The 21,745-nt window shown below is 45.0% G+C and carries 12 protein-coding genes, 10 tRNA genes and 4 rRNA genes; 8 read left to right on the top strand and 18 right to left on the bottom strand.

The window, feature by feature from the left end:
- Positions 1-204 precede the first annotated feature (204 nt).
- From UQW94_RS09910 to UQW94_RS09880, 7 genes are all read left to right on the top strand, one after another.
- Positions 205-1,830 (top strand): methyl-accepting chemotaxis protein, encoded by a 1,626-nt coding sequence (locus UQW94_RS09910; RefSeq protein ID WP_262654068.1) that lies wholly within the window; start codon positions 205-207, stop codon positions 1,828-1,830.
- A 233-nt stretch (positions 1,831-2,063) separates the two neighbouring features.
- Positions 2,064-2,139 (top strand) — tRNA-Phe (locus UQW94_RS09905).
- A gap of 52 nt (positions 2,140-2,191) precedes the next feature.
- A tRNA-Thr gene (locus UQW94_RS09900) sits at positions 2,192-2,267 on the top strand.
- 22 nt (positions 2,268-2,289) lie between these two features.
- Positions 2,290-2,365 (top strand) — tRNA-Asn (locus UQW94_RS09895).
- Between the two features lie 39 nt (positions 2,366-2,404).
- A tRNA-Thr gene (locus UQW94_RS09890) sits at positions 2,405-2,480 on the top strand.
- A gap of 15 nt (positions 2,481-2,495) precedes the next feature.
- Positions 2,496-2,571 (top strand) — tRNA-Asn (locus tag UQW94_RS09885).
- Positions 2,572-2,860: 289 nt separating this feature from the next.
- A protein-coding gene (locus UQW94_RS09880) for an IS3 family transposase (protein ID WP_151514398.1) occupies positions 2,861-4,065 on the top strand; the annotation gives its coding sequence in 2 pieces (ribosomal slippage) (positions 2,861-3,212 and positions 3,212-4,065; 1,206 coding nt in all).
- A gap of 48 nt (positions 4,066-4,113) precedes the next feature.
- Here UQW94_RS09880 and UQW94_RS09875 read toward each other — a convergent pair.
- The 16 genes from UQW94_RS09875 to UQW94_RS09800 form a co-directional block, all read right to left on the bottom strand.
- The gene (locus UQW94_RS09875) at positions 4,114-5,550 is read right to left on the bottom strand and encodes an NAD-dependent succinate-semialdehyde dehydrogenase (RefSeq protein ID WP_170897428.1); all 1,437 of its coding nucleotides are present in this window, start codon (positions 5,548-5,550) and stop codon (positions 4,114-4,116) included.
- Positions 5,551-6,047: 497 nt separating this feature from the next.
- Positions 6,048-6,124, bottom strand: a tRNA-Asp gene (locus UQW94_RS09870).
- A gap of 78 nt (positions 6,125-6,202) precedes the next feature.
- Positions 6,203-6,319: ribosomal RNA gene (rrf, locus tag UQW94_RS09865) — 5S ribosomal RNA — on the bottom strand.
- A 57-nt stretch (positions 6,320-6,376) separates the two neighbouring features.
- A tRNA-Thr gene (locus UQW94_RS09860) sits at positions 6,377-6,452 on the bottom strand.
- A gap of 101 nt (positions 6,453-6,553) precedes the next feature.
- Positions 6,554-6,670: ribosomal RNA gene (gene rrf / locus UQW94_RS09855) — 5S ribosomal RNA — on the bottom strand.
- A 94-nt stretch (positions 6,671-6,764) separates the two neighbouring features.
- Positions 6,765-9,655 (bottom strand): 23S ribosomal RNA (locus tag UQW94_RS09850).
- 299 nt (positions 9,656-9,954) lie between these two features.
- Positions 9,955-10,030: transfer RNA gene (locus UQW94_RS09845), tRNA-Ala, on the bottom strand.
- Between the two features lie 42 nt (positions 10,031-10,072).
- A tRNA-Ile gene (locus UQW94_RS09840) sits at positions 10,073-10,149 on the bottom strand.
- A gap of 66 nt (positions 10,150-10,215) precedes the next feature.
- A 16S ribosomal RNA gene (locus UQW94_RS09835) occupies positions 10,216-11,768 on the bottom strand.
- The 16S, 23S and 5S rRNA genes sit together here with 4 tRNA genes alongside, the layout of an rRNA operon.
- Positions 11,769-12,301: 533 nt before the next feature.
- On the bottom strand, positions 12,302-13,555 hold the full coding sequence (locus UQW94_RS09830; RefSeq protein ID WP_005381029.1) for an HD-GYP domain-containing protein: 1,254 nt from the start codon (positions 13,553-13,555) through the stop codon (positions 12,302-12,304).
- A 130-nt stretch (positions 13,556-13,685) separates the two neighbouring features.
- Positions 13,686-14,684: a LacI family DNA-binding transcriptional regulator gene (locus UQW94_RS09825; protein WP_005381031.1), complete on the bottom strand. Its 999-nt coding sequence runs from the start codon at positions 14,682-14,684 to the stop codon at positions 13,686-13,688.
- A gap of 104 nt (positions 14,685-14,788) precedes the next feature.
- Positions 14,789-15,544 (bottom strand): chitin disaccharide deacetylase, encoded by a 756-nt coding sequence (gene chbG / locus UQW94_RS09820; protein ID WP_154205018.1) that lies wholly within the window; start codon positions 15,542-15,544, stop codon positions 14,789-14,791.
- Positions 15,545-15,562: 18 nt separating this feature from the next.
- Positions 15,563-16,885: a 6-phospho-beta-glucosidase gene (locus tag UQW94_RS09815; RefSeq protein ID WP_154205017.1), complete on the bottom strand. Its 1,323-nt coding sequence runs from the start codon at positions 16,883-16,885 to the stop codon at positions 15,563-15,565.
- A gap of 12 nt (positions 16,886-16,897) precedes the next feature.
- Positions 16,898-17,209: a PTS lactose/cellobiose transporter subunit IIA gene (locus UQW94_RS09810; RefSeq protein ID WP_031777269.1), complete on the bottom strand. Its 312-nt coding sequence runs from the start codon at positions 17,207-17,209 to the stop codon at positions 16,898-16,900.
- Between the two features lie 51 nt (positions 17,210-17,260).
- Positions 17,261-18,595 (bottom strand): PTS sugar transporter subunit IIC, encoded by a 1,335-nt coding sequence (locus UQW94_RS09805; protein WP_005381064.1) that lies wholly within the window; start codon positions 18,593-18,595, stop codon positions 17,261-17,263.
- An 88-nt stretch (positions 18,596-18,683) separates the two neighbouring features.
- Entirely contained in the window at positions 18,684-18,989 is a 306-nt protein-coding gene (locus UQW94_RS09800) for a PTS sugar transporter subunit IIB (protein WP_025767645.1), read from the bottom strand.
- 247 nt (positions 18,990-19,236) lie between these two features.
- Between UQW94_RS09800 and UQW94_RS09795 the strand changes: the two genes are divergently transcribed.
- Positions 19,237-20,520, top strand: coding sequence for a carbohydrate-binding protein (locus UQW94_RS09795; RefSeq protein ID WP_322142219.1), 1,284 nt, complete (start codon positions 19,237-19,239; stop codon positions 20,518-20,520).
- 247 nt (positions 20,521-20,767) lie between these two features.
- On the opposite strand, the gene UQW94_RS09790 is transcribed toward UQW94_RS09795, so the two are convergent.
- Together UQW94_RS09790 and UQW94_RS09785 are read right to left on the bottom strand one after the other, a co-directional pair.
- Positions 20,768-20,852 (bottom strand) — tRNA-Leu (locus UQW94_RS09790).
- A 190-nt stretch (positions 20,853-21,042) separates the two neighbouring features.
- Positions 21,043-21,708, bottom strand: coding sequence for an SDR family NAD(P)-dependent oxidoreductase (locus tag UQW94_RS09785; RefSeq protein ID WP_322142218.1), 666 nt, complete (start codon positions 21,706-21,708; stop codon positions 21,043-21,045).
- Positions 21,709-21,745: the final 37 nt, after the last annotated feature.

Below are 21,745 nucleotides of genomic sequence, written 5' to 3'. Positions count from 1 at the left end.
ATCTGCACTTCATTTCTAAACATCAGCGAACATTAAATCCTTTCTTCAAAAATACTTATTTCACGATAAAAATTTAATCCTCATCGTAATTTCAATACGCATTAGTATCCGAGCATATTCATCTTCACTAAGATGCCCGAGTTATTACATTTCTTCTTTTAGCTATGCCTTGCATAGTGATAACACTTTATTTGTGAGCTAAATATGAAACTAAAAACTCAAGCCTATTTATTATCTGCGATCATATTGCTAGCTCTCCTAGCTCTGACCGCAACGGGCTTATGGACACTTCGCGTCGCAAGTAACCTTGATAACAAAGCTCGAGTTACTGAGCTATTTAAAAGTGCGTACAGCATACTTACCGAAGTAGAAAAGATGGCTATCGAAGGCAAAATGCCGGATGACGAAGCGAAAGCATTAGCCACTCGCCTACTTCGTAACAATATCTACAAAGACAACGAATACGTTTATGTCGCAGATGAAAATATGATGTTCATCGCCGCACCACTAGACCCTCAACTGCACGGTACCAGCTTCCATGACTTTAAAGATGGCAGTGGTAATAGCGTAGGCCAACTCATTCTAGATGTATTGGGGCACAAAACAGGTCAGATCGTTGAATATACCTGGAGCCAAAAACAAGCAGATGGCAGCATTGAAGAAAAACACTCGATAGCAGAAAAAACACCACACTGGGGCTGGGTTGTCGGTACAGGTATTGGCTTTAATGAAGTTAACGCACGTTTTTGGTCGACAGCACAATGGCAGCTTGTGCTATGTCTGATTATCGCGGGAAGCATTCTAAGTGGCCTGATCATTTCGATTCGCAAAATGCTTCATCTACTTGGTGGAGAGCCTAACGATGTGCGCAAAGCAGTTCAAGCTGTCGCTCAAGGAGACATTCAGACCAGTTTTGATACTGTGGCACCGAGAGGAAGTATCTATCGTGCCGTGCAAGATATGAGTCAATCACTAGCTACTATGGTGACAAACCTAGAGAAGTCTATGCATGCACTGCGCGCAGAGTTGTTTGCCGTAGAAGCTCGATCAAATACGATTGCCGATCTTACCGTATCTCAGCAGCAATCAACGGCGATGATTGCCACTGCGATGACTGAAATGGCATCTTCAGCCAACCATGTTGCCAATTCAGCAAGCGACACCGCAAACAATACGGACGAGGCTGACAAACAAAGCCAACATACTCAGAAACTCATTCATAACACGGTTGAAAACATTCAAGGTTTAGCTTCTCAATTAAATACTGCGAGTAAAGCGGTCGCCGATCTAGATCAGGATGTAAATAATATTGTAAAAGTGCTCGATGTGATTGGTGATATCGCAGAGCAAACAAACCTATTGGCACTCAATGCAGCCATTGAAGCAGCACGTGCTGGAGAACAAGGCCGAGGCTTCGCAGTCGTTGCTGATGAGGTACGCAACCTAGCAGGACGCACACAAGACAGCACAAAAGAGATTCAGTATATGATCTCCAATCTGCAAGAAGGCTCTCGCAATGCCATTCACACAATGGAAATATGTGCAGAAACTAGTGAAAGCACTGTTACAGAGTCTAAGAATGCCTCTGAAGCTCTACAGCAAATTGTAACGGCGTTAGAATCTATCACCACAATGAGCCAGCAGATCGCTACTGCTGCCGCTGAGCAGACGCAGGTTAGCGATGATATTGCGCTACGCATAAACCTTATCGAGGAAAGCGGAGGCCAACTCAACTCTGTCGTAACCGAGAGCCAATCAAGTACTCAAAGTTTAGCTTCACTAGCGAATGAGCTAGAAGGTTGGGTAAACAAGTTCTCAGTAAAGCACTAGTTTAAAGTCAATTGTTCAATAAAAAGCACGTTTTCAGACGTGCTTTTTTGTTTTTATCGCCTTTATTTTGCAAGTGAACACACTATCAATGTTAAAACATCGCTTAAAGCATGGCGCATTGCTGCTAAAAACGCATAAAAACAGCCCACTCCGAGCACAAATTCATCAAACGATATTTTATTTTAATTTTATTGTTGACCTGAAAGCCGAAAAGCCTTTTAATACACCTCGTCGCCCGGATAGCTCAGTCGGTAGAGCAGAGGATTGAAAATCCTCGTGTCGGTGGTTCGATTCCGCCTCCGGGCACCACAATTTATTAATTGTTGGTGCTTAGCACGAACAATGTTAAAGAATAAAATGTGCCGACTTAGCTCAGTAGGTAGAGCAACTGACTTGTAATCAGTAGGTCACCAGTTCGATTCCGGTAGTCGGCACCATTTATTCTCTTAAAAAGACAATTCCTCCTTAGCTCAGTTGGTAGAGCGACGGACTGTTAATCCGCAGGTCGCTGGTTCGAGCCCAGCAGGAGGAGCCAATTTTCATTATTAAGTTAATAACTTATTAATGACATTGTGCCGACTTAGCTCAGTAGGTAGAGCAACTGACTTGTAATCAGTAGGTCACCAGTTCGATTCCGGTAGTCGGCACCACTTATTAAAATTTGTTCCTCCTTAGCTCAGTTGGTAGAGCGACGGACTGTTAATCCGCAGGTCGCTGGTTCGAGCCCAGCAGGAGGAGCCATATTAGAAGAAGCCGCATCACTTGATGCGGCTTTTTTGTATTAGTTTAAAGCTAAGCTCTCTCCTACCCCATAACGAAATAACATAAGCGCTTTGATTATTAAAAACCGCTTACCGCAAGCTAACTATCGACTCACTAAGTAACCAGAAAATATTAACCACAAACGCGCGTGGCAAATGGTATGCCTTTCAACTAAAAAAAAGCTAGGTAAAAACCTAGCTTTTTAATTCAATCGGTGTGCCGTCCTAAATAAGGTTGACACTTTCCACCCCCAAAATTGGAGAGTGTTATGAAATCAACAACTAAAAGAACTCAGCGCGATTACTCCCTCGCTTTTAAACTCACTGTAGTTGATGAGGTTGAAAAAGGAAGCCTCACTTACAAACAAGCCCAAGAGAAGTATGGCATCCAAGGTTGCTCTACGGTTTTGGTTTGGCTTCGTAAGCATGGTCGACTAGATTGGTCTAAAGGGACACCTAACTTTATGTCCAAAGGAGACTCTATGGCCGAGTTCAATTCACCTCCTACACCAGAGCAACGTATTAAAGAGCTTGAGAAGCAGCTCGAAGATGCTCAACTCAAAGCCGACTTCTTTGAAGCTGTCGTGAACGTTATGGAACGTGACTATGGTGTTAGAGTGACAAAAAAGCACAAAGAAGCGTTGTCCAAGAGAAAACCATAGTAGGTTTGAGCGTTACGAAGTTTTGTCAGTTAGTACAAATCTCTCGCCAAGCTTATTATAAGCAATGTCAAACTCAATCTCGTTGTGAACATCATGAGCATGCTGTCATTGGCTTTGTCCGTGAAGTCAGGCTGAAGCAGCCACGCATTGGCACGCGTAAACTGAAGTTCTTAGCAGCAACAAAGGGCATTCAAATAGGTCGCGATAAGCTCTTTGAACTTCTCAGAAAGCATCGGCTGTTAGTGAGAGCAAGACGAGCCTATCACCGAACGACTGACAGCCGTCATCGATTTTTCTGTCACCCAAACAAAGTGAAAGATGGGCTGACACCAACGAAGCCAGAACAACTGTGGGTTGCTGATATTACTTACTTGCCAACTCAAAATGGAGAGAGTTATCTCAGCTTGGTTACAGACGCTTATTCAAGGAAGATTGTTGGTTTTTATGTGGATGACAACATGAAAACTCAATCAGTTAAGCGGGCATTTATCTCAGCTCTCAGGCAACGGCAGAGTGAAGAAAAGCTAATACACCACTCAGATAGAGGCTCACAATACTGTTCGAAGGAATATCAAGATATCCATAAGAAACATAGAGTGACTTGCTCAATGACTGACGGGTATGACTGTTATCAGAATGCTTTAGCTGAGCGTGTAAATGGGATACTCAAAATGGAGCTCTTGCTGAAGAAACCGAAAGATCTGAAAGAAGCAAGGACGATGGTAGCAGAGTCCGTAGATATCTATAATCAAATGAGGCCTCATACGGCTTTAAAATACAAAACGCCCGATGAAGTACATCGAGCGTTTTAGTTAAAAAGTGTCAACCCATATCAGGACGGGTCACGGCCATCTCTGAAATCAGCTTAAACCACCAAGACAAATATACTTTGTCTCCAGATATTCATCGAGGCCTTGCTTAGCACCTTCCCGTCCAACACCCGACTCTTTAACTCCACCAAATGGAGCCACTTCAGTAGAGATGATCCCTTCATTCACTCCAACCATGCCATACTCTAAACCTTCACTAAAAGTCACAATACGCTTCAAGCTATTCGTATAGAAATAACAAGCCAAACCATATTCTGTATCGTTCGCCATTTCGAGAACTTGATCATCATTTTCAAAGGTAACAATAGGCAACACAGGCCCGAATAGCTCTTGCTGAACAATCGACATATTCTGCGTCACACTATCCAAAAGAACGGGCTCCATAAAGCGACCAGGCCGTCTCTGTGGAGAGTTAGCAATAGAGGCACCTTCTTGTACAGCTTGATCGATCACCGCCTCTAGTCGATGCTTAGAGGCCATCGTAATAACAGGGCCTAATGTGACACCTTTCTCTAAACCATTGCCAAGCTTTAATTTGCTTAACTTCGACAATACTTTATCAATAAAAGCTTGTTTTACATTTTTATGAACATATAACCGATTGGTACAAACACATGTTTGCCCTGCATTACGGAACTTCGACGCGACAAGCCCTTCCGCAGCCGCATCTAAGTCTGCATCTTCAAACACGATGAAAGGCGCATTACCACCCAACTCCATCGACACCGCCTTGACTGAATCACTGGCTTGCTTCATCAAAATTTTCCCGACTCGCGTAGACCCCGTAAAAGAGATCTTCTGAATCCTAGGATCAGTACTTAGTACTTGACCAAACTCAGCAGCCTGCTCCGACACCACGACAGAAAGCAGTTCTTTAGGGATACCAGCCTGATAAGCTAATTCAACAACAGCAATTGCAGTGAGAGGGGTAAGCTCTGATGGCTTGATCAACATGCCACAACCTGCCGCTAGGGCTGGTGCTGCTTTTCTTGTAATCATCGCAATAGGGAAGTTCCAAGGTGTAATTGCAGCGCATACTCCCACAGGCTGGCGAATTGCAGATAGACGTCTATCTGTCGTGGGGGCAGGAATAACTTCGCCATAAGCACGTTTTGCTTCTTCTGAGAACCACTCGACAAAAGAGGCACCATACATCACTTCCCCTTTGCTCTCAGCTAAAGGTTTACCCTGCTCTAAGGTAATAATCGTGGCTATGTCTTCTGCATTATCAAGAAGTAGTTGATACCACCCCCTCAAACGACGAGAGCGCTCTTTGGCACTTAATTTAGCCCAACGGACTTGCTCCGTTTTGCACTGACCAATGAGATCATCTAACTCATCAAGAGTACTAGGCTTTAACCGAATTAACTCTTGCTCAGTTGCAGGGTTGATGACCACAATTCCCTCTTCGGAAGACCATTGCTTAAATACAGATTTCAGCGTTTCATTTTTTATTTGTTGCATCATCAAACATACTCCTCAAGAACTCCTCTTAGGTTAATCGCTACTAGCAAGTTCAGCAAAGAAAACAAAGTTTTCTAAAAGGCATTAATTTTCGGAAGACTTAGCTCTCTTCCTCATTATATTTCGGGAAATTGCGTAATCCACGCAACGACGGTCCCGCTCTAAACATGGAAGCAATGAATGTTTGAGAAATAAGATGTAGAAAATTATTGTTTAAGAGAGACGCTAACAAAACACGCAGTACGGAAGACTATTCATTCTATTACGGTTGAGGGCGAGTGTTATAAAGACTCATTGTTCAAATGACCAATCTTTCAACGAGGACAGGATACAAACTCGGAGTAATTGGAAGTGCAGGCAGCAGGCTCATCTTCCTGAGAAACTCATGTGCCAAAAGGGTAAAGAAAGTCGTATTGTCTCGCCTTCAATGTGTAAATGCATTTCTAGGGGACACGACCAAACGAAAAAGCCCCAGTCTTTCGACTAGGGCTTAATATAAGTGGCGGAGTGGACGGGACTCGAACCCGCGACCCCCGGCGTGACAGGCCGGTATTCTAACCAACTGAACTACCACTCCGCAGTGGTATCACTCGCTTGTAATCAGCAAGTGTCCGCTTTTGTCTTCACTTTTCGAAAAAGTGAAAATAAAACTAAAGCCTGGCGATGTCCTACTCTCACATGGGGAAGCCCCACACTACCATCGGCGCTATTTCGTTTCACTTCTGAGTTCGGCATGGAAATCAGGTGGGTCCAAAATGCTATGGTCGCCAAGCAAAATTCTTTACATTTTGTTTTAGGCTTTAATTTGAAACATAAAACAAACAATAAATGGTGCTGATACCCAGAATCGAACTGGGGACCTCATCCTTACCAAGGATGCGCTCTACCGACTGAGCCATATCAGCACATTATTTGTGTCCGTGAGGACTAAAAAAGCCCGCTTTTACAAACGGGCTCTCTTAACTTTTGTCTTCGCCTTTTTAAAAAGGAAAAAACTAAATTTAAAGCCTGGCGATGTCCTACTCTCACATGGGGAAACCCCACACTACCATCGGCGCTATTTCGTTTCACTTCTGAGTTCGGCATGGAAATCAGGTGGGTCCAAAACGCTATGGTCGCCAAGCAAATTCTTTAATCTGGAAAGCTGTTTTTTTAATTCTCGTTCTTACACATTCAACGTTCTTTCATTGAGTCCATCAAAACCCCTTGGGTGTTGTATGGTTAAGCCTCACGGGCAATTAGTACAGGTTAGCTCAACGCCTCACAACGCTTACACACCCTGCCTATCAACGTCGTAGTCTACGACAACCCTTTAGGATACTTAAAGTATCAGGGAGAACTCATCTCAAGGCTCGCTTCCCGCTTAGATGCTTTCAGCGGTTATCGATCCCGAACTTAGCTACCGGGCAATGCGTCTGGCGACACAACCCGAACACCAGAGGTTCGTCCACTCCGGTCCTCTCGTACTAGGAGCAGCCCCTTTCAATTCTCCAACGCCCACGGCAGATAGGGACCGAACTGTCTCACGACGTTCTAAACCCAGCTCGCGTACCACTTTAAATGGCGAACAGCCATACCCTTGGGACCGACTTCAGCCCCAGGATGTGATGAGCCGACATCGAGGTGCCAAACACCGCCGTCGATATGAACTCTTGGGCGGTATCAGCCTGTTATCCCCGGAGTACCTTTTATCCGTTGAGCGATGGCCCTTCCATTCAGAACCACCGGATCACTATGACCTGCTTTCGCACCTGCTCGAATTGTCATTCTCGCAGTCAAGCGGGCTTATGCCATTGCACTAACCTCACGATGTCCAACCGTGATTAGCCCACCTTCGTGCTCCTCCGTTACGCTTTGGGAGGAGACCGCCCCAGTCAAACTACCCACCAGGCACTGTCCGCAACCCCGATAAGGGGTCGACGTTAGAACATCAACACTACAAGGGTGGTATTTCAAGGACGGCTCCACGCAATCTAGCGACTGCGCTTCAAAGCCTCCCACCTATCCTACACATGTAGGGTCAATGTTCAGTGCCAAGCTGTAGTAAAGGTTCACGGGGTCTTTCCGTCTAGCCGCGGGTACACTGCATCTTCACAGCGATTTCAATTTCACTGAGTCTCGGGTGGAGACAGCGTGGCCATCATTACGCCATTCGTGCAGGTCGGAACTTACCCGACAAGGAATTTCGCTACCTTAGGACCGTTATAGTTACGGCCGCCGTTTACCGGGGCTTCGATCAAGAGCTTCGACCGAAGTCTAACCCCATCAATTAACCTTCCGGCACCGGGCAGGCGTCACACCGTATACGTCATCTTGCGATTTTGCACAGTGCTGTGTTTTTAATAAACAGTTGCAGCCACCTGGTATCTGCGACTCTCAATAGCTCCATCCGCGAGGGACTTCACCGTCGAGAGCGTACCTTCTCCCGAAGTTACGGTACCATTTTGCCTAGTTCCTTCACCCGAGTTCTCTCAAGCGCCTTGGTATTCTCTACCCGACCACCTGTGTCGGTTTGGGGTACGATTCCTTACAATCTGAAGCTTAGAGGCTTTTCCTGGAAGCATGGCATCAATGACTTCACATCCGTAGATGCTCGACGTCGTGTCTCAGCTTTAAGAAGAGCCGGATTTACCTAACTCTTCAGCCTACGCACTTGAACCTGGACAACCGTCGCCAGGCCCACCTAGCCTTCTCCGTCCCCCCATCGCAATTGTAAGAAGTACGGGAATATTAACCCGTTTCCCATCGACTACGCCTTTCGGCCTCGCCTTAGGGGTCGACTTACCCTGCCCCGATTAACGTTGGACAGGAACCCTTGGTCTTCCGGCGAGGAGGTTTTTCACCCCCTTTATCGTTACTCATGTCAGCATTCGCACTTCTGATACGTCCAGCATGCGTTACCACACACCTTCAACCGCTTACAGAACGCTCCCCTACCCAATGCACTAAAGTGCATTGCCGCAGCTTCGGTTTACTACTTAGCCCCGTTACATCTTCCGCGCAGGCCGACTCGACCAGTGAGCTATTACGCTTTCTTTAAATGATGGCTGCTTCTAAGCCAACATCCTGGCTGTCTGAGCCTTCCCACATCGTTTCCCACTTAGTAGTAATTTGGGACCTTAGCTGGCGGTCTGGGTTGTTTCCCTCTCCACGACGGACGTTAGCACCCGCCGTGTGTCTCCCGGATAGTACTTACTGGTATTCGGAGTTTGCAAAGGGTTGGTAAGTCGGGATGACCCCCTAGCCTTAACAGTGCTCTACCCCCAGTAGTATTCGTCCGAGGCGCTACCTAAATAGCTTTCGGGGAGAACCAGCTATCTCCAGGTTTGATTGGCCTTTCACCCCTAGCCACAAGTCATCCGCTAATTTTTCAACATTAGTCGGTTCGGTCCTCCAGTTGATGTTACTCAACCTTCAACCTGCCCATGGCTAGATCACCTGGTTTCGGGTCTATATCCAGAGACTGAACGCCCAGTTAAGACTCGGTTTCCCTACGGCTCCCCTAGATGGTTAACCTTGCCACTGAATATAAGTCGCTGACCCATTATACAAAAGGTACGCAGTCACAGGACAAAGCCTGCTCCTACTGCTTGTACGTACACGGTTTCAGGTTCTATTTCACTCCCCTCACAGGGGTTCTTTTCGCCTTTCCCTCACGGTACTGGTTCACTATCGGTCAGTCAGTAGTATTTAGCCTTGGAGGATGGTCCCCCCATATTCAGACAGGATATCACGTGTCCCGCCCTACTCGATTTCACTGAACACACGTCGTCAACTACGGGACTATCACCCTGTATCGTCGGCCTTTCCAGGCTGTTCGTCTAACGCGTGTAAAGCTTAAGGGCTAGTCCAATTTCGCTCGCCGCTACTTTCGGAATCTCGGTTGATTTCTTTTCCTCGGGGTACTTAGATGTTTCAGTTCCCCCGGTTCGCCCTGTTGAGCTATGTATTCACTCAACAGTAATACCTTATGGTATTGGGTTTCCCCATTCGGAAATCCCAGACTCAAATGGTTTTTACTACCTAATCTGGGCTTATCGCAAGTTAATACGTCCTTCATCGCCTCTGACTGCCAAGGCATCCACCGTGTACGCTTAGTCACTTAACCATACAACCCGAAGGAGTTTCGAGTTGATAATCAAATCACCAAAGTTGTCTCTCATTATTTGAATGAGCGAGAGACATTCGATTTTGCCGGACTCATCTCTTTACCTTCATTTTTAGAAAAAATGAAAACAAAAAGCCAAGAACACTTGAATGTGTTTTTTGGTGTTTATCTTTCGATAAACATTGAGAACTTTACAAACAACAATAAACTGTTGTTTTGTCAGCTTTCCAAATTGTTAAAGAGCTAGATTTTCTGATGAAAACCATTTTTAAAGATTCTTTTTCAAGAACACTTAAAGATGGTGGAGCTATGCGGGATCGAACCGCAGACCTCCTGCGTGCAAGGCAGGCGCTCTCCCAGCTGAGCTATAGCCCCATCAAGGTGTCGATACTGTCGCCAATTCCTTGGGAAAGAAATTGGTGGGTCTGAGTGGACTCGAACCACCGACCTCTCGCTTATCAGGCGAACGCTCTAACCACCTGAGCTACAGACCCAGTATCGTCTCTTTACTTTATAAACCGTATCAATCTGTGTGAACACTCATCGCAATAATCATCGTATAAGGAGGTGATCCAGCGCCAGGTTCCCCTAGCGCTACCTTGTTACGACTTCACCCCAGTCATGAACCACAAAGTGGTAAGCGTCCCCCCGAAGGTTAAACTACCTACTTCTTTTGCAGCCCACTCCCATGGTGTGACGGGCGGTGTGTACAAGGCCCGGGAACGTATTCACCGTGGCATTCTGATCCACGATTACTAGCGATTCCGACTTCATGGAGTCGAGTTGCAGACTCCAATCCGGACTACGACGCACTTTTTGGGATTCGCTCACTTTCGCAAGTTGGCCGCCCTCTGTATGCGCCATTGTAGCACGTGTGTAGCCCTACTCGTAAGGGCCATGATGACTTGACGTCGTCCCCACCTTCCTCCGGTTTATCACCGGCAGTCTCCCTGGAGTTCCCGACATTACTCGCTGGCAAACAAGGATAAGGGTTGCGCTCGTTGCGGGACTTAACCCAACATTTCACAACACGAGCTGACGACAGCCATGCAGCACCTGTCTCAGAGTTCCCGAAGGCACCAATCCATCTCTGGAAAGTTCTCTGGATGTCAAGAGTAGGTAAGGTTCTTCGCGTTGCATCGAATTAAACCACATGCTCCACCGCTTGTGCGGGCCCCCGTCAATTCATTTGAGTTTTAATCTTGCGACCGTACTCCCCAGGCGGTCTACTTAACGCGTTAGCTCCGAAAGCCACGGCTCAAGGCCACAACCTCCAAGTAGACATCGTTTACGGCGTGGACTACCAGGGTATCTAATCCTGTTTGCTCCCCACGCTTTCGCATCTGAGTGTCAGTATCTGTCCAGGGGGCCGCCTTCGCCACCGGTATTCCTTCAGATCTCTACGCATTTCACCGCTACACCTGAAATTCTACCCCCCTCTACAGTACTCTAGTCTGCCAGTTTCAAATGCTATTCCGAGGTTGAGCCCCGGGCTTTCACATCTGACTTAACAAACCACCTGCATGCGCTTTACGCCCAGTAATTCCGATTAACGCTCGCACCCTCCGTATTACCGCGGCTGCTGGCACGGAGTTAGCCGGTGCTTCTTCTGTCGCTAACGTCAAATGATAGTGCTATTAACACTACCACCTTCCTCACGACTGAAAGTGCTTTACAACCCGAAGGCCTTCTTCACACACGCGGCATGGCTGCATCAGGCTTGCGCCCATTGTGCAATATTCCCCACTGCTGCCTCCCGTAGGAGTCTGGACCGTGTCTCAGTTCCAGTGTGGCTGATCATCCTCTCAGACCAGCTAGGGATCGTCGCCTTGGTGAGCCCTTACCTCACCAACTAGCTAATCCCACCTAGGCATATCCTGACGCGAGAGGCCCGAAGGTCCCCCTCTTTGGCCCGTAGGCATCATGCGGTATTAGCCATCGTTTCCAATGGTTATCCCCCACATCAGGGCAATTTCCTAGGCATTACTCACCCGTCCGCCGCTCGACGCCGTTATCGTTCCCCGAAGGTTCAGATAACTCGTTTCCGCTCGACTTGCATGTGTTAGGCCTGCCGCCAGCGTTCAATCTGAGCCATGATCAAACTCTTCAATTTAAGATTTTGTCGGCTCAATGAATACTGAACATTACATAAAGTAATGTTTGAATTGACTGTGCTCTTATTGGTTTTTACTTTTGAAAAAGTAAAACAAAACAGCTCAAGGCTGCTTCCCAATTCGAATGGTCACTTCGTTTCATTGAAACCTAATTTGATACCGAGGTATCGAATTGGATTATCATCAACGAGTGCCCACACAGATTGATAGGTCTATATTGTTAAAGAGCTTGCTTTGCGAGAAGTTTTTCTCTCAAAGCGGAGGTGCATTCTAGCGATTTAGTTGTTAGTGTCAAACACTTTTTTAAACTAATTTTTTGTAGAAGCTTTTTACCTCTTCGACCCTGCTGAAGCCTTGTGACGTCTGCCGTGTCGATGGATGCGCATTATAGGGAGAAGATTTTCTTTGGCAATACTAAAAATGCATTTTTTCTAAAAAAACATGCCAAATGGATACTTTCCATCCAACCCCAAAATTACCCAGAAATAACACTCAGGATTTATACAATTTACCCACAAAAAGCTGTGGATAACTACTCATCGCTATCAAAGAAATAAGAAATACGCGAACGCGGATTTAGATACTCTTTTACTTTATCCGGTAATTTTGACGGATGAATCGCGTTAACTATCTTTATATCTTTTGACGCAAGATCAATGATTGGCGCTTGCGTCCTTGGTACTGATGGATCGTAAACCAAGACATTCGGGAATAATAAATGCGATGCATTCACTGAGATAACCAGGCCGACCATATTATTAGAAAGCTGAACTACGGTACCCGGAGGAAATACGCCCATAAACTTAATTAGGATGTTCAGGTTCTCTTCTTTATATAGGTGTTTACAGTTCTTATATAAATGAGAGAGTGCGGTATAAGGAATCTTTTGGTCTGAGACTATCGGGGTATGACACAAGTTATCAAACGCATTGGCTACAGCAATAATTTGAGCAAACTCGTTGATCTCATCTCCTTTCAGGCCTTTAGGATAACCAGACCCATCTCTTAGCTCATGGTGCTGCGCGATCACAATTCTCGCGACTTCGGGAAAAGCCTCGATTTGACTCGCAAGATCGACGCCATATTTAGTGTGCAACTTTAAGTAGTTGGTTTCTGGCTCTGTTAGAGGTAGTTGCTTTCTTAATATTGCAGTCGGGATTTTTATTTTCCCGATATCATGGAATAGTGCGGAGAAGGAAAGCTCTTTCAACTGTGCAGCTGAGTACCCTTTAGCACGGCCAATCATCATCGAGATAACAGCCACGTTCAATGAGTGGAAATAAATATCTTCAAACTCATTTTTTCCGTTCATCAGATGTAACGTAACATTATCATCGCACATTAACTTCTCGACGATATCTTCAATAAGAAGCTTTGCTTCATCAACTGCTGCTGTCGGACGGTTACGGATTTTAGTCATGACTGAACGCATACGTGCCAGAGAGCGCTCAAACTCTTTTTCACACTGAATCACGCGTCGACGGTATGCACTTAACTTCTCTATGCGGTTCTGTTTTTCTTGCCACATTTTTTGAGTTTCATGATCTAACGACGCTTCATTTGTTACTCTGTCAGCTTGTCTTTGATCAACAGGGAGTGGAACGGCATCGCTTTGCTCTGGATTAAAGTAAACGAACTTTACGCCGAGGTGGCGGATCATCTCGACTTGCTCTTGGTCTTTAATCTTAAAGCTATTGAGTAGAAAGGGGTGATCGTTCCACTTTAGCGGAAGACGGATATGTAGTCCGGGTTGAATACGATCGACCGTTAGTTTAATGGCTGCCACTTATTCACTACTGATTTATATTTCTTAAGAGAGTTAGAATACTAGTAAATTTTGTGAATAAATTCATCAGTAACTATCAAAACATCAAACCGTTATTTCTAAGCGACTCACTTAATTAGATAGAAGTAAGCTACTTTAAGGAGCGATCTGCTTTGCGTATTTTAAGCTTGGCCTCGAACACTGGCTTGTCTATTACTTCTTGATCTTTGACTAGTCCCATTAACGTTTGTACCGCTACACGGGCCATGTCACTGATAGGAAAGTGCACTGCTGATACTGTAGGGTAAAGACTTTCACAAAGATCAACACTGTCAAAGCTAGTTAATGAGATTTGCTCTGGTACAGAAATACTGTGCTCGTGTAAGTACTGCATTGCGCCAACCGTCATTTCTTCACTGCACGAAAAGACAGCCGTCACATCAGGGTGTCGTTGTAAAATTGCAGCCATTGCATCATAACCACTTTGCCGGCCATAATTCCCTTCTTCACACCAGCTTTCATCAATATCTATACCAGCATCCTTCATTGCATCAATATACCCAAGCTTTCTCAATACACTGTTATGACGTTGGGATGGACCGGCAATACAAGCAATCTTTCGATGACCACCAGCTAAAAGGTGCTCAACGGCAATACGGCTTGCATGATGATGGTTAAAGGTAACACAACGCTCTTCTATTCCTTCCACGTAGCGATCCAGAAGAACGAAAGGTGTTGGCTGTTTAGCTAATTCACGTAAGTCATCATCTGACAAATAACGACTATGAAGTACATAGCCGTCACAACGTAAATCATTAAAACGCTGAATTGCCTCTTTTTCACCTTGTGCAGAATGATGGCCTTGAGCTGTAATCAAAAACTTCTTATGAATATCCAGCTCGGTCTGAACCTGCTCCATCATCTCGCCAAAGAAGCCCCCCGTATAGTAAGTCACCAATAACCCAACCATATTACTGGATGAGGTTGCGAGTGAACGAGCAATTGCACTAGGACGATAATTCAATTGCGCCATAGCTTGCTCTACTTTTTTTCGAGTTTCCTCGCGAAATTTCCCCTCTCCATTAATAATTCGAGAAACGGTAGAGCGATTTACACCGGCGAGTTCGGCTACATCTTTAATCCTTGCCATAATGCTATTGGGTCCAACTGCAATTGTTATTAAATATTCGTTTGTGTAGAACGGCTGCCAGCAATTCGTAAGGTGCTATAGGGGGCGAAGCTGGCAGCCTTTAATCATACACCGACTATTTGATTGGTAGAAACAAGCTCAGAGTAATCCGTGACAGTTATGCCATGATGAGCTAACTGTTCTTTTAAAATGGGAGAGGTAAGAACTTGTAACTCTAGCTCTCGCTGAAGCGCATAGCCACTCTTTAAGATAAGCGCCTGATCGGCCTCTGCCGGGTGGCACATCACCTCAACCAAGTCATAGTCAGCTTTTAAGCTCAATAGATGTGCCATTAAGCCATCCAAGCTCACTTTTTGATCATAAAACTCATCAGTAAAGATATACCTGATTGTCATCGATTCTTGACACAAGCCAGTGCCCCGCAGTGGCACTCTGTATTCATTCGCTACTTCTTTAATAACGGGCAAAATTTGAGAGTGAGTATGCGCGTGATGATGGCTATCTAAGTGGCTTAGCTCTAACCCAAGCGATAAAAAATGTTCCACCTGAGCTTTTGCTTCATCATAAATGACCTGAGTTTCGAAGTCCTGCTTACTCCAAAGTTCGTCATAGTTGATAAAGTGCGCTCGGCCGTTGGTCAAGTTAGGATGCTTCGTTATAGGCACACCTGCTGTAAACCTAAGATGAACGCCAATTTTCAAGTCTGGATTATGGCGAGCTAGTTCTAAGGCATGTTGCTCAGCATCCATACCCACCATCATGGTGGTTGAATGAACCACACCTTGCTGATGAGCTTTAACGATGCCGCTATTTACACCTCTCGTTAAACCAAAATCATCAGCATTAAAAATGACTTTCATCGGCGCCCTTCCTTAGTCTTACAACGTCGTTAGTTTAAATTGAGGTAAATACGGAGCGTTCACCGCTAGGATATCATCCAGGATTGACTTGGCGCGGCCAATGTCAGGCACCAATGGGTTATTGGTTAATGCCATAAGCGCCTTGTCATAATTACCTTCGACAGCAGCTTCTATTGTTAGCTGCTCATACGCTTTAACTTGATGGAGTAATCCTTTGATATTGTTTGACAACTCGCCAACCGCAAGAGGTTTCGCCCCCCAGCTACCAATCACGGCACTACATTCAATCACAGCATCGTCAGGTAGGCCGTTGATCGCTCCATTATTTAAAACGTTAACAACATGAATACTATTACGATTGTTATAAATTGAATCAACTAGGTTCAGTGATGCATCAGAATAATAAGCACCACCCCGCTCCTCTAACTCTTTCGGCTTATGATCGAGGGTAGGATCTTGATAGAGCTTAAATAGCGCATTTTCTGTTTCCATTACCTGCTCAGCACGAGTGCCTTTTTCATCGGCACTTTGTTTCTCTTCAGCAAGCATGGCATCAGTTTGGTAGAAGTAACGATGATAAGGACATGGTATCGCCCCCAGTGCTTTTAGAAATGCCGGATCCCACGGCTCTTCCCAGATATTCTTCATACTGAAGTTGGCACCATCACCGACTTTCTCTAATACCGTTGGAGTAATATCTTCCCCATTGAGCCATGCTTTGTGTACCCACACGAGATGGTTTAACCCAGCAAACTCAAGTTGCAGCTCTTTTGGCTCGCACTCCATCATTTCTGCAATCATCATTTCCATTGAAACGGGCACATTGCATAAACCAATACTCTTTACTTTGGTGTACTTACTGACCGCTTCGGAAACTAAACCCGCTGGGTTGGTGAAATTGAGCATCCATGCGTTTGGAGCCAACTCTTCAATGTCTTTACAGATATCAAGAATGACCGGAATGGTTCGCAGTGCTTTAGCAAAACCACCAGGGCCCGTTGTTTCTTGGCCGATGACGTCGTACTTGATTGGGATTCGCTCATCGTTAGCGCGTGCAGCAAGGCCACCAACACGAAACTGCGTCATCACAAAATCCGCATCTTTTATCGCAGCACGGCGATCGAAACCGGCTTTTATCTCAATTTTTGCTCCGGCTTTATCGACCATTCGCTGAGCCAATCCTTTGATGATCTCAAGCTTCTCAGCTCCTGACTCAATGTCCACAAAATGGATTTTCTTAACGGGTAAATATTCTAAGCGCTTAATAACCCCTTCAACCAATTCCGGGGTATAGCTACTACCACCGCCAATAATGGCAAGCTTGATCGCCTCTCTAGACATTTTCATCCCCCTTTATTTGTTCGAGATTTTTTTGTTCAGTGCGACGATTTCTACAGCCATCTCTTGAGCCAAAATCGTAGTCATTAGGTGATCTTGAGCATGCACCATCACTAACGTCATCGGGACTTTCCCTTCTCCCTGATCTTCTTCAATAAGCTGAGTCTGTATTAAGTGGGCTTTATTAATGCACTCTCTTGCTTGAGAGAGCTTCTCATCAGCCGCTTCAAAATCTTGTTCTCGAGATAAACGCAATGCCTCGTAGCTTAAACTTCTGGCTTCACCAGCATTGCAAATGATCTCCATTACAACCAATTCTTGTTCCATCATTTTCTCTCCGAAAATCGGGCCGCGGTAATTGCGGCCCATTAAGCACAGTTAAGCAGTAACGCCTTCGCCTGACGGCTGCGTATCACCTTTAGTTTCCTTCGTCGTTGGTAGTTCTTGCTCCAACATTTGCTTCTCAAACATTTTGAAGAATGGGAAGTAGATGATTAGATCAAGAATTAATAAACCAATGACGAGCAATACTGGCGCAAAGGTCCAACCGCTACCCCACGAAGCACCTATCAGTGCCGGTGTTGTCCAAGGTGTTGTAGCGACCCCCATACCCACAAAGCCGACATGCACAGCAAAATACGCAATCGTAGCGTTGATGACTGGAGCGAAGACGAACGGGATAAACAAGGTCGGGTTCATCACAACTGGGCTACCGAAGATCACAGGTTCGTTGATTTGGAAAAAGCCAGGCACCGCACTCATTCGACCAATGCTCTTAAGGTGAACAGAACGGCTAAACGACATCAGCATAACAAGAGCAAGTGTTGCACCAGAGCCGCCAATAAAGATGTAAAAATCCCAGAACGGTTGAGTAAATACGTTTGGAATCGGTTCACCTGCAACAAAGGCTTCAATGTTGGCACCAATGTTGGTCAAAAAGATTGGAGAAAGCAGTCCAACAACAATTGCAGCACCATGAATACCCGCAAACCAAAGTAGCTGGCAAAGCAATAAAGCGCCAATAATGGCAGGCAATGAGTTAGACGCACTAATTAGCGGTTTAAAGATAGCCATAACAGCATCTGGAATCAGCATGTCGTACTGGGTTTGTACGAAAAGGCTAAGTGGATATAAGGTAATGAATATCGCTAAGACTGGTAGCAATACTTCAAATGATCGCGCAATCGCCGGTGGCACCTGCTCTGGCATGCGAATCGTAATATTGTGCTTTTTCATAAAACGGTAGAGCTCCACCGAGAAAAATGCACACATCACTGCGGTGAAGATCCCGGTTCCGCCCATGTGAGACATAGACAACGCGCCATCTTTAGCTGGGGCCGCAATGAGTAAAAAAGACATTAGTGACAATACAGCACTCGTGATCCCATCCATCTTGTAAGCCTTCGCTAAACTATAAGCAACGCCCAGCGAAACAAAAATGGTCATGATCCCCATCGACATGTTGTAGGGCATCATTATGGTATCAAAATGTGTAGTGGCGAAATCGAGCCAAATTCGACCAAAAGTAAAGGTTGTATCTTCGGCAAATGGGGGGAATGCAAAAATCAAAATGAAACTACCAACAATAATAAACGGCATTGCGACAATAAAACCGTCTCTCATTGCGCGAACATGGGGCTGATTCCCCACTTTAGCTGCTATAGGGGCTATATGCTTTTCGACTGCGCCTATAATTGCGTCATAAAGCTTCATAGAATCCATCCTTATTTTAGGCAAAAGAATCCCGCATCAAATATTTATATTTGATGTACAGTTATCTTTTTTAATTTAAAACTATGGTTTAGTTAATTAATTCTAATGCTTGCTCTAGTACTTCCTCTCCCTTCATCATTCCATAATGCTGAGGAGAAATCGCGTCAATGTTTTTACCATGCTCTTGCGCCGTTTTTCTTAGCTCTTCTAGCTGAAAACGTACTTGAGGCCCGAGAAGACAAACATCGTACTCTTTAATTGCATCTTCAAATGCATTCACTGACATCGCATCAATTTTGCATTCAATTCCTTTATTTTCAGCAGCTTGCTCCATTTTCTTAACAAGCATACTGGTTGACATCCCTGCGCTACAGCATAAAAGGATCTTTTTCATAGCCTTACTCCCGTTGTGTAAATTTCAACCTGCAAAAACTGTAGCAAAAATAACCAAGACAAAAAAGCGCAACCGGTTGCATTATTCGTGAACACAATCCCAATTTAGAAAATACCACCTATTTTTTTGTAATTATTTAGGTCTAGGATAAAAGTCATAAAATAATTTAAGACATCACATTAAGTTTCAAATTATCAATATTTTACTACTGACAACGTCGTTATTAATTTCTTAAAAGGAATAGAGAATGAAATTTAATAAATTGGCTATTGCAACGCTTGTAAGTGCCGCACTATCACAACACTCATTTGCTCAAACCGACTCTAAAGGCACAATTTATCTAACGTTTGATGATGGACCAATCAATGCATCTATTGACGTTATTCAAGTACTTAACCAGGAAGATATCAAAGCGACGTTTTACTTTAATGCTTGGCATTTAGATGGAATTGGTGATGAGAATGAAGACCGTTCCCTAGAAGCCTTAAAGCTCGCATTAGACACTGGTCATATTGTTGCGAACCACAGTTACGATCACATGGTGCACAACTGCGTGGATGAGTTTGGACCGAACAGTGCTGCGGAGTGTAATGCGACCGGGGACCACCAGCTTAACTCGTATCAAGACCCTGTTTACGATGCCTCAATGTTTACGGAAAACTTATCTGTGTTAGCAAAGTATTTGCCGAACATTACAAGCTACCCGAACTACAAGGCAACAGAGTTTGCTAGACTGCCCTATACCAACGGTTGGCGCGTGACGAAAGACTTCAAAGCAGATGGGTTATGTGCCACGTCTGATGACCTGAAACCTTGGGAACCAGGATATGTATGCGATACATCCAACCCATCCAACAGTGTAAAAGCAGCTATCGAGGTTCAAAATATCCTAGCGAATAACGGCTATCAAACTCACGGTTGGGATGTGGACTGGGCACCTGAAAATTGGGGCATTGAAATGCCAGCAAACAGCCTTACAGAAGCAGAAGCATTTCTTGGATATGTGGATTCCGCGTTAAACACTTGTGCACCAACAACGATTAACCCGATCAACTCCAAAGCTCAAGAGTTCCCATGTGGTACATCTTTACACGCCGATAAAGTTATCGTTTTAACTCACGAGTTCCTATTTGAAGATGGTAAGCGTGGCATGGGGGCAACGCAAAACCTACCTAAGCTCGCTAAGTTTATACAGTTAGCAAAACAAGCGGGTTATGACTTCGACACAATGGATAACTACACACCGAACTGGCAAGTTGGTCATAACTACGACGCTGGCGATTACGTCTTACACCTAGGTACTGTATACCAGGCTGTAACAAACCATACTGCACAACAAGATTGGGCACCGTCTCCAACCTCTAGCCTCTGGACAAATGCGGACCCAGCCACTAACTGGACTCAGAATGTTTCCTATAAACAAGGTGATGTGGTGACTTATCAAGGTTTGCGTTATCTAGTTGATGTACCGCACGTGTCCCAAGCAGACTGGACTCCGAACACTCAAAATACCTTGTTCACAGCTCTATAGGCTGTTCCTACTATCACCATGTAGTAGTTTACGCGAGGCATACCCCTCGCGCTTTTTTGTTTTGAAAATCCAGATACAACAAAGCCCCGACTTTCATCGAGGCTCTGTCTTAAAATATGGTACCGGTGGACGGAGTTGATTGGACTGGGCATTCCTGCCGCCACCGCGAAGGCAACGCTACCTTTCTTTTGATATTTACAAACACCTAAAACGACGAAAGGCCGCTATAAAAGCGACCTTTCTAATATGGTACCGGTGGGCGGACTTGAACCGCCACGCCCGAAGGCAACGGATTTTGAATCCGTCGTGTATACCAATTTCACCACACCGGCATCTCTGGGCTATTGCCCTTTGATGGTTGGCATTATACGGAAGCTTTTGACCTGCGCAAGCAGAAAAACCTTAAATAACTATCGTTTGCTGATAATTTCGCCACAAAGTGTGACAAAACTAAGCTCGGAGGAGAAAATCAAATTCATCTTCACAAAAAACCGCGCAAAAACTCTCTCATTCAGAAAAGATTTACTGTCGATTCACTGTAATATCAGAAACGTAGCCGTTGCCAATGCTCGACAACGCATTATGGAGCATCTCTGCGGTATCTTCTGCTTGCATGAAGTGACTCGTGTCCATCGTATTGCCGCTTGTTTTCCAGAATTCCGTATCCATTCCACCAGGATAAACCGCGATAATTTTCATAGGTTTTCCTTTTAGCTCCAAACGAACCGACTCAATTAATCCTTTGATGGCCCATTTCACTGCACAATACGTAGACTCTTGCGCTTTAGGTTGTTGCGCGGCTGTGGACATGATCATGACCACTTTTATTGGATGATCTTTGTAACGCTTTACTAACTCTCTTAACACATGAATCGCAGAATTCAGGTTGTTATCAATCAACTTTTGAATCTCTTCCGGCTCCTGCTCTTCCAGTAAGCCAAAATAACCACTTCCCGCACTATGAATGACCATTTCAGGGGACTGTTTCACCCCATCAAAGAGCTGTTTCACATTTTGGTGCGATGAGAGGTTGCAAGCTTGATAACCAACGTTATGAGAGAGTTGTTTTGCTAGTGCGGATAGTTTTTCTGTATTTCTTCCTATTACATACGTCTCTTTGCCTTCCGCATCATAACGCTTTGCTAGTTCCGCCCCTAAGCCGCTACTTGCACCTGTAATTACAATCATGCGCTACCTCTTTTCAATCACATACTTTTAATTCATC

It is taken from the genome of Vibrio sp. PBL-C16, from assembly GCF_034321865.1.
Lineage (GTDB): Bacteria > Pseudomonadota > Gammaproteobacteria > Enterobacterales > Vibrionaceae > Vibrio > Vibrio alginolyticus.
The sequence above is the reverse complement of the archived record's forward strand: the minus strand, read 5'-3'. Positions and strand labels throughout refer to the sequence as shown.

What these genes read in the sequence shown, in the direction of transcription:
- UQW94_RS09795 (WP_322142219.1), top strand. Translation starts at nt 19,237, where the DNA reads ATGAAATTTAATAAATTGGCTATTGCAACGCTTGTAAGTGCCGCACTA.
- UQW94_RS09815 (WP_154205017.1), bottom strand. Translation starts at nt 16,885, where the DNA reads ATGTCTAGAGAGGCGATCAAGCTTGCCATTATTGGCGGTGGTAGTAGC.
- UQW94_RS09875 (WP_170897428.1), bottom strand. Translation starts at nt 5,550, where the DNA reads ATGATGCAACAAATAAAAAATGAAACGCTGAAATCTGTATTTAAGCAA.
- UQW94_RS09805 (WP_005381064.1), bottom strand. Translation starts at nt 18,595, where the DNA reads ATGAAGCTTTATGACGCAATTATAGGCGCAGTCGAAAAGCATATAGCC.
- UQW94_RS09810 (WP_031777269.1), bottom strand. Translation starts at nt 17,209, where the DNA reads ATGGAACAAGAATTGGTTGTAATGGAGATCATTTGCAATGCTGGTGAA.
- chbG (WP_154205018.1), bottom strand. Translation starts at nt 15,544, where the DNA reads ATGAAAGTCATTTTTAATGCTGATGATTTTGGTTTAACGAGAGGTGTA.
- UQW94_RS09800 (WP_025767645.1), bottom strand. Translation starts at nt 18,989, where the DNA reads ATGAAAAAGATCCTTTTATGCTGTAGCGCAGGGATGTCAACCAGTATG.
- UQW94_RS09910 (WP_262654068.1), top strand. Translation starts at nt 205, where the DNA reads ATGAAACTAAAAACTCAAGCCTATTTATTATCTGCGATCATATTGCTA.
- UQW94_RS09785 (WP_322142218.1), bottom strand. Translation starts at nt 21,708, where the DNA reads ATGATTGTAATTACAGGTGCAAGTAGCGGCTTAGGGGCGGAACTAGCA.
- UQW94_RS09825 (WP_005381031.1), bottom strand. Translation starts at nt 14,684, where the DNA reads ATGGCAAGGATTAAAGATGTAGCCGAACTCGCCGGTGTAAATCGCTCT.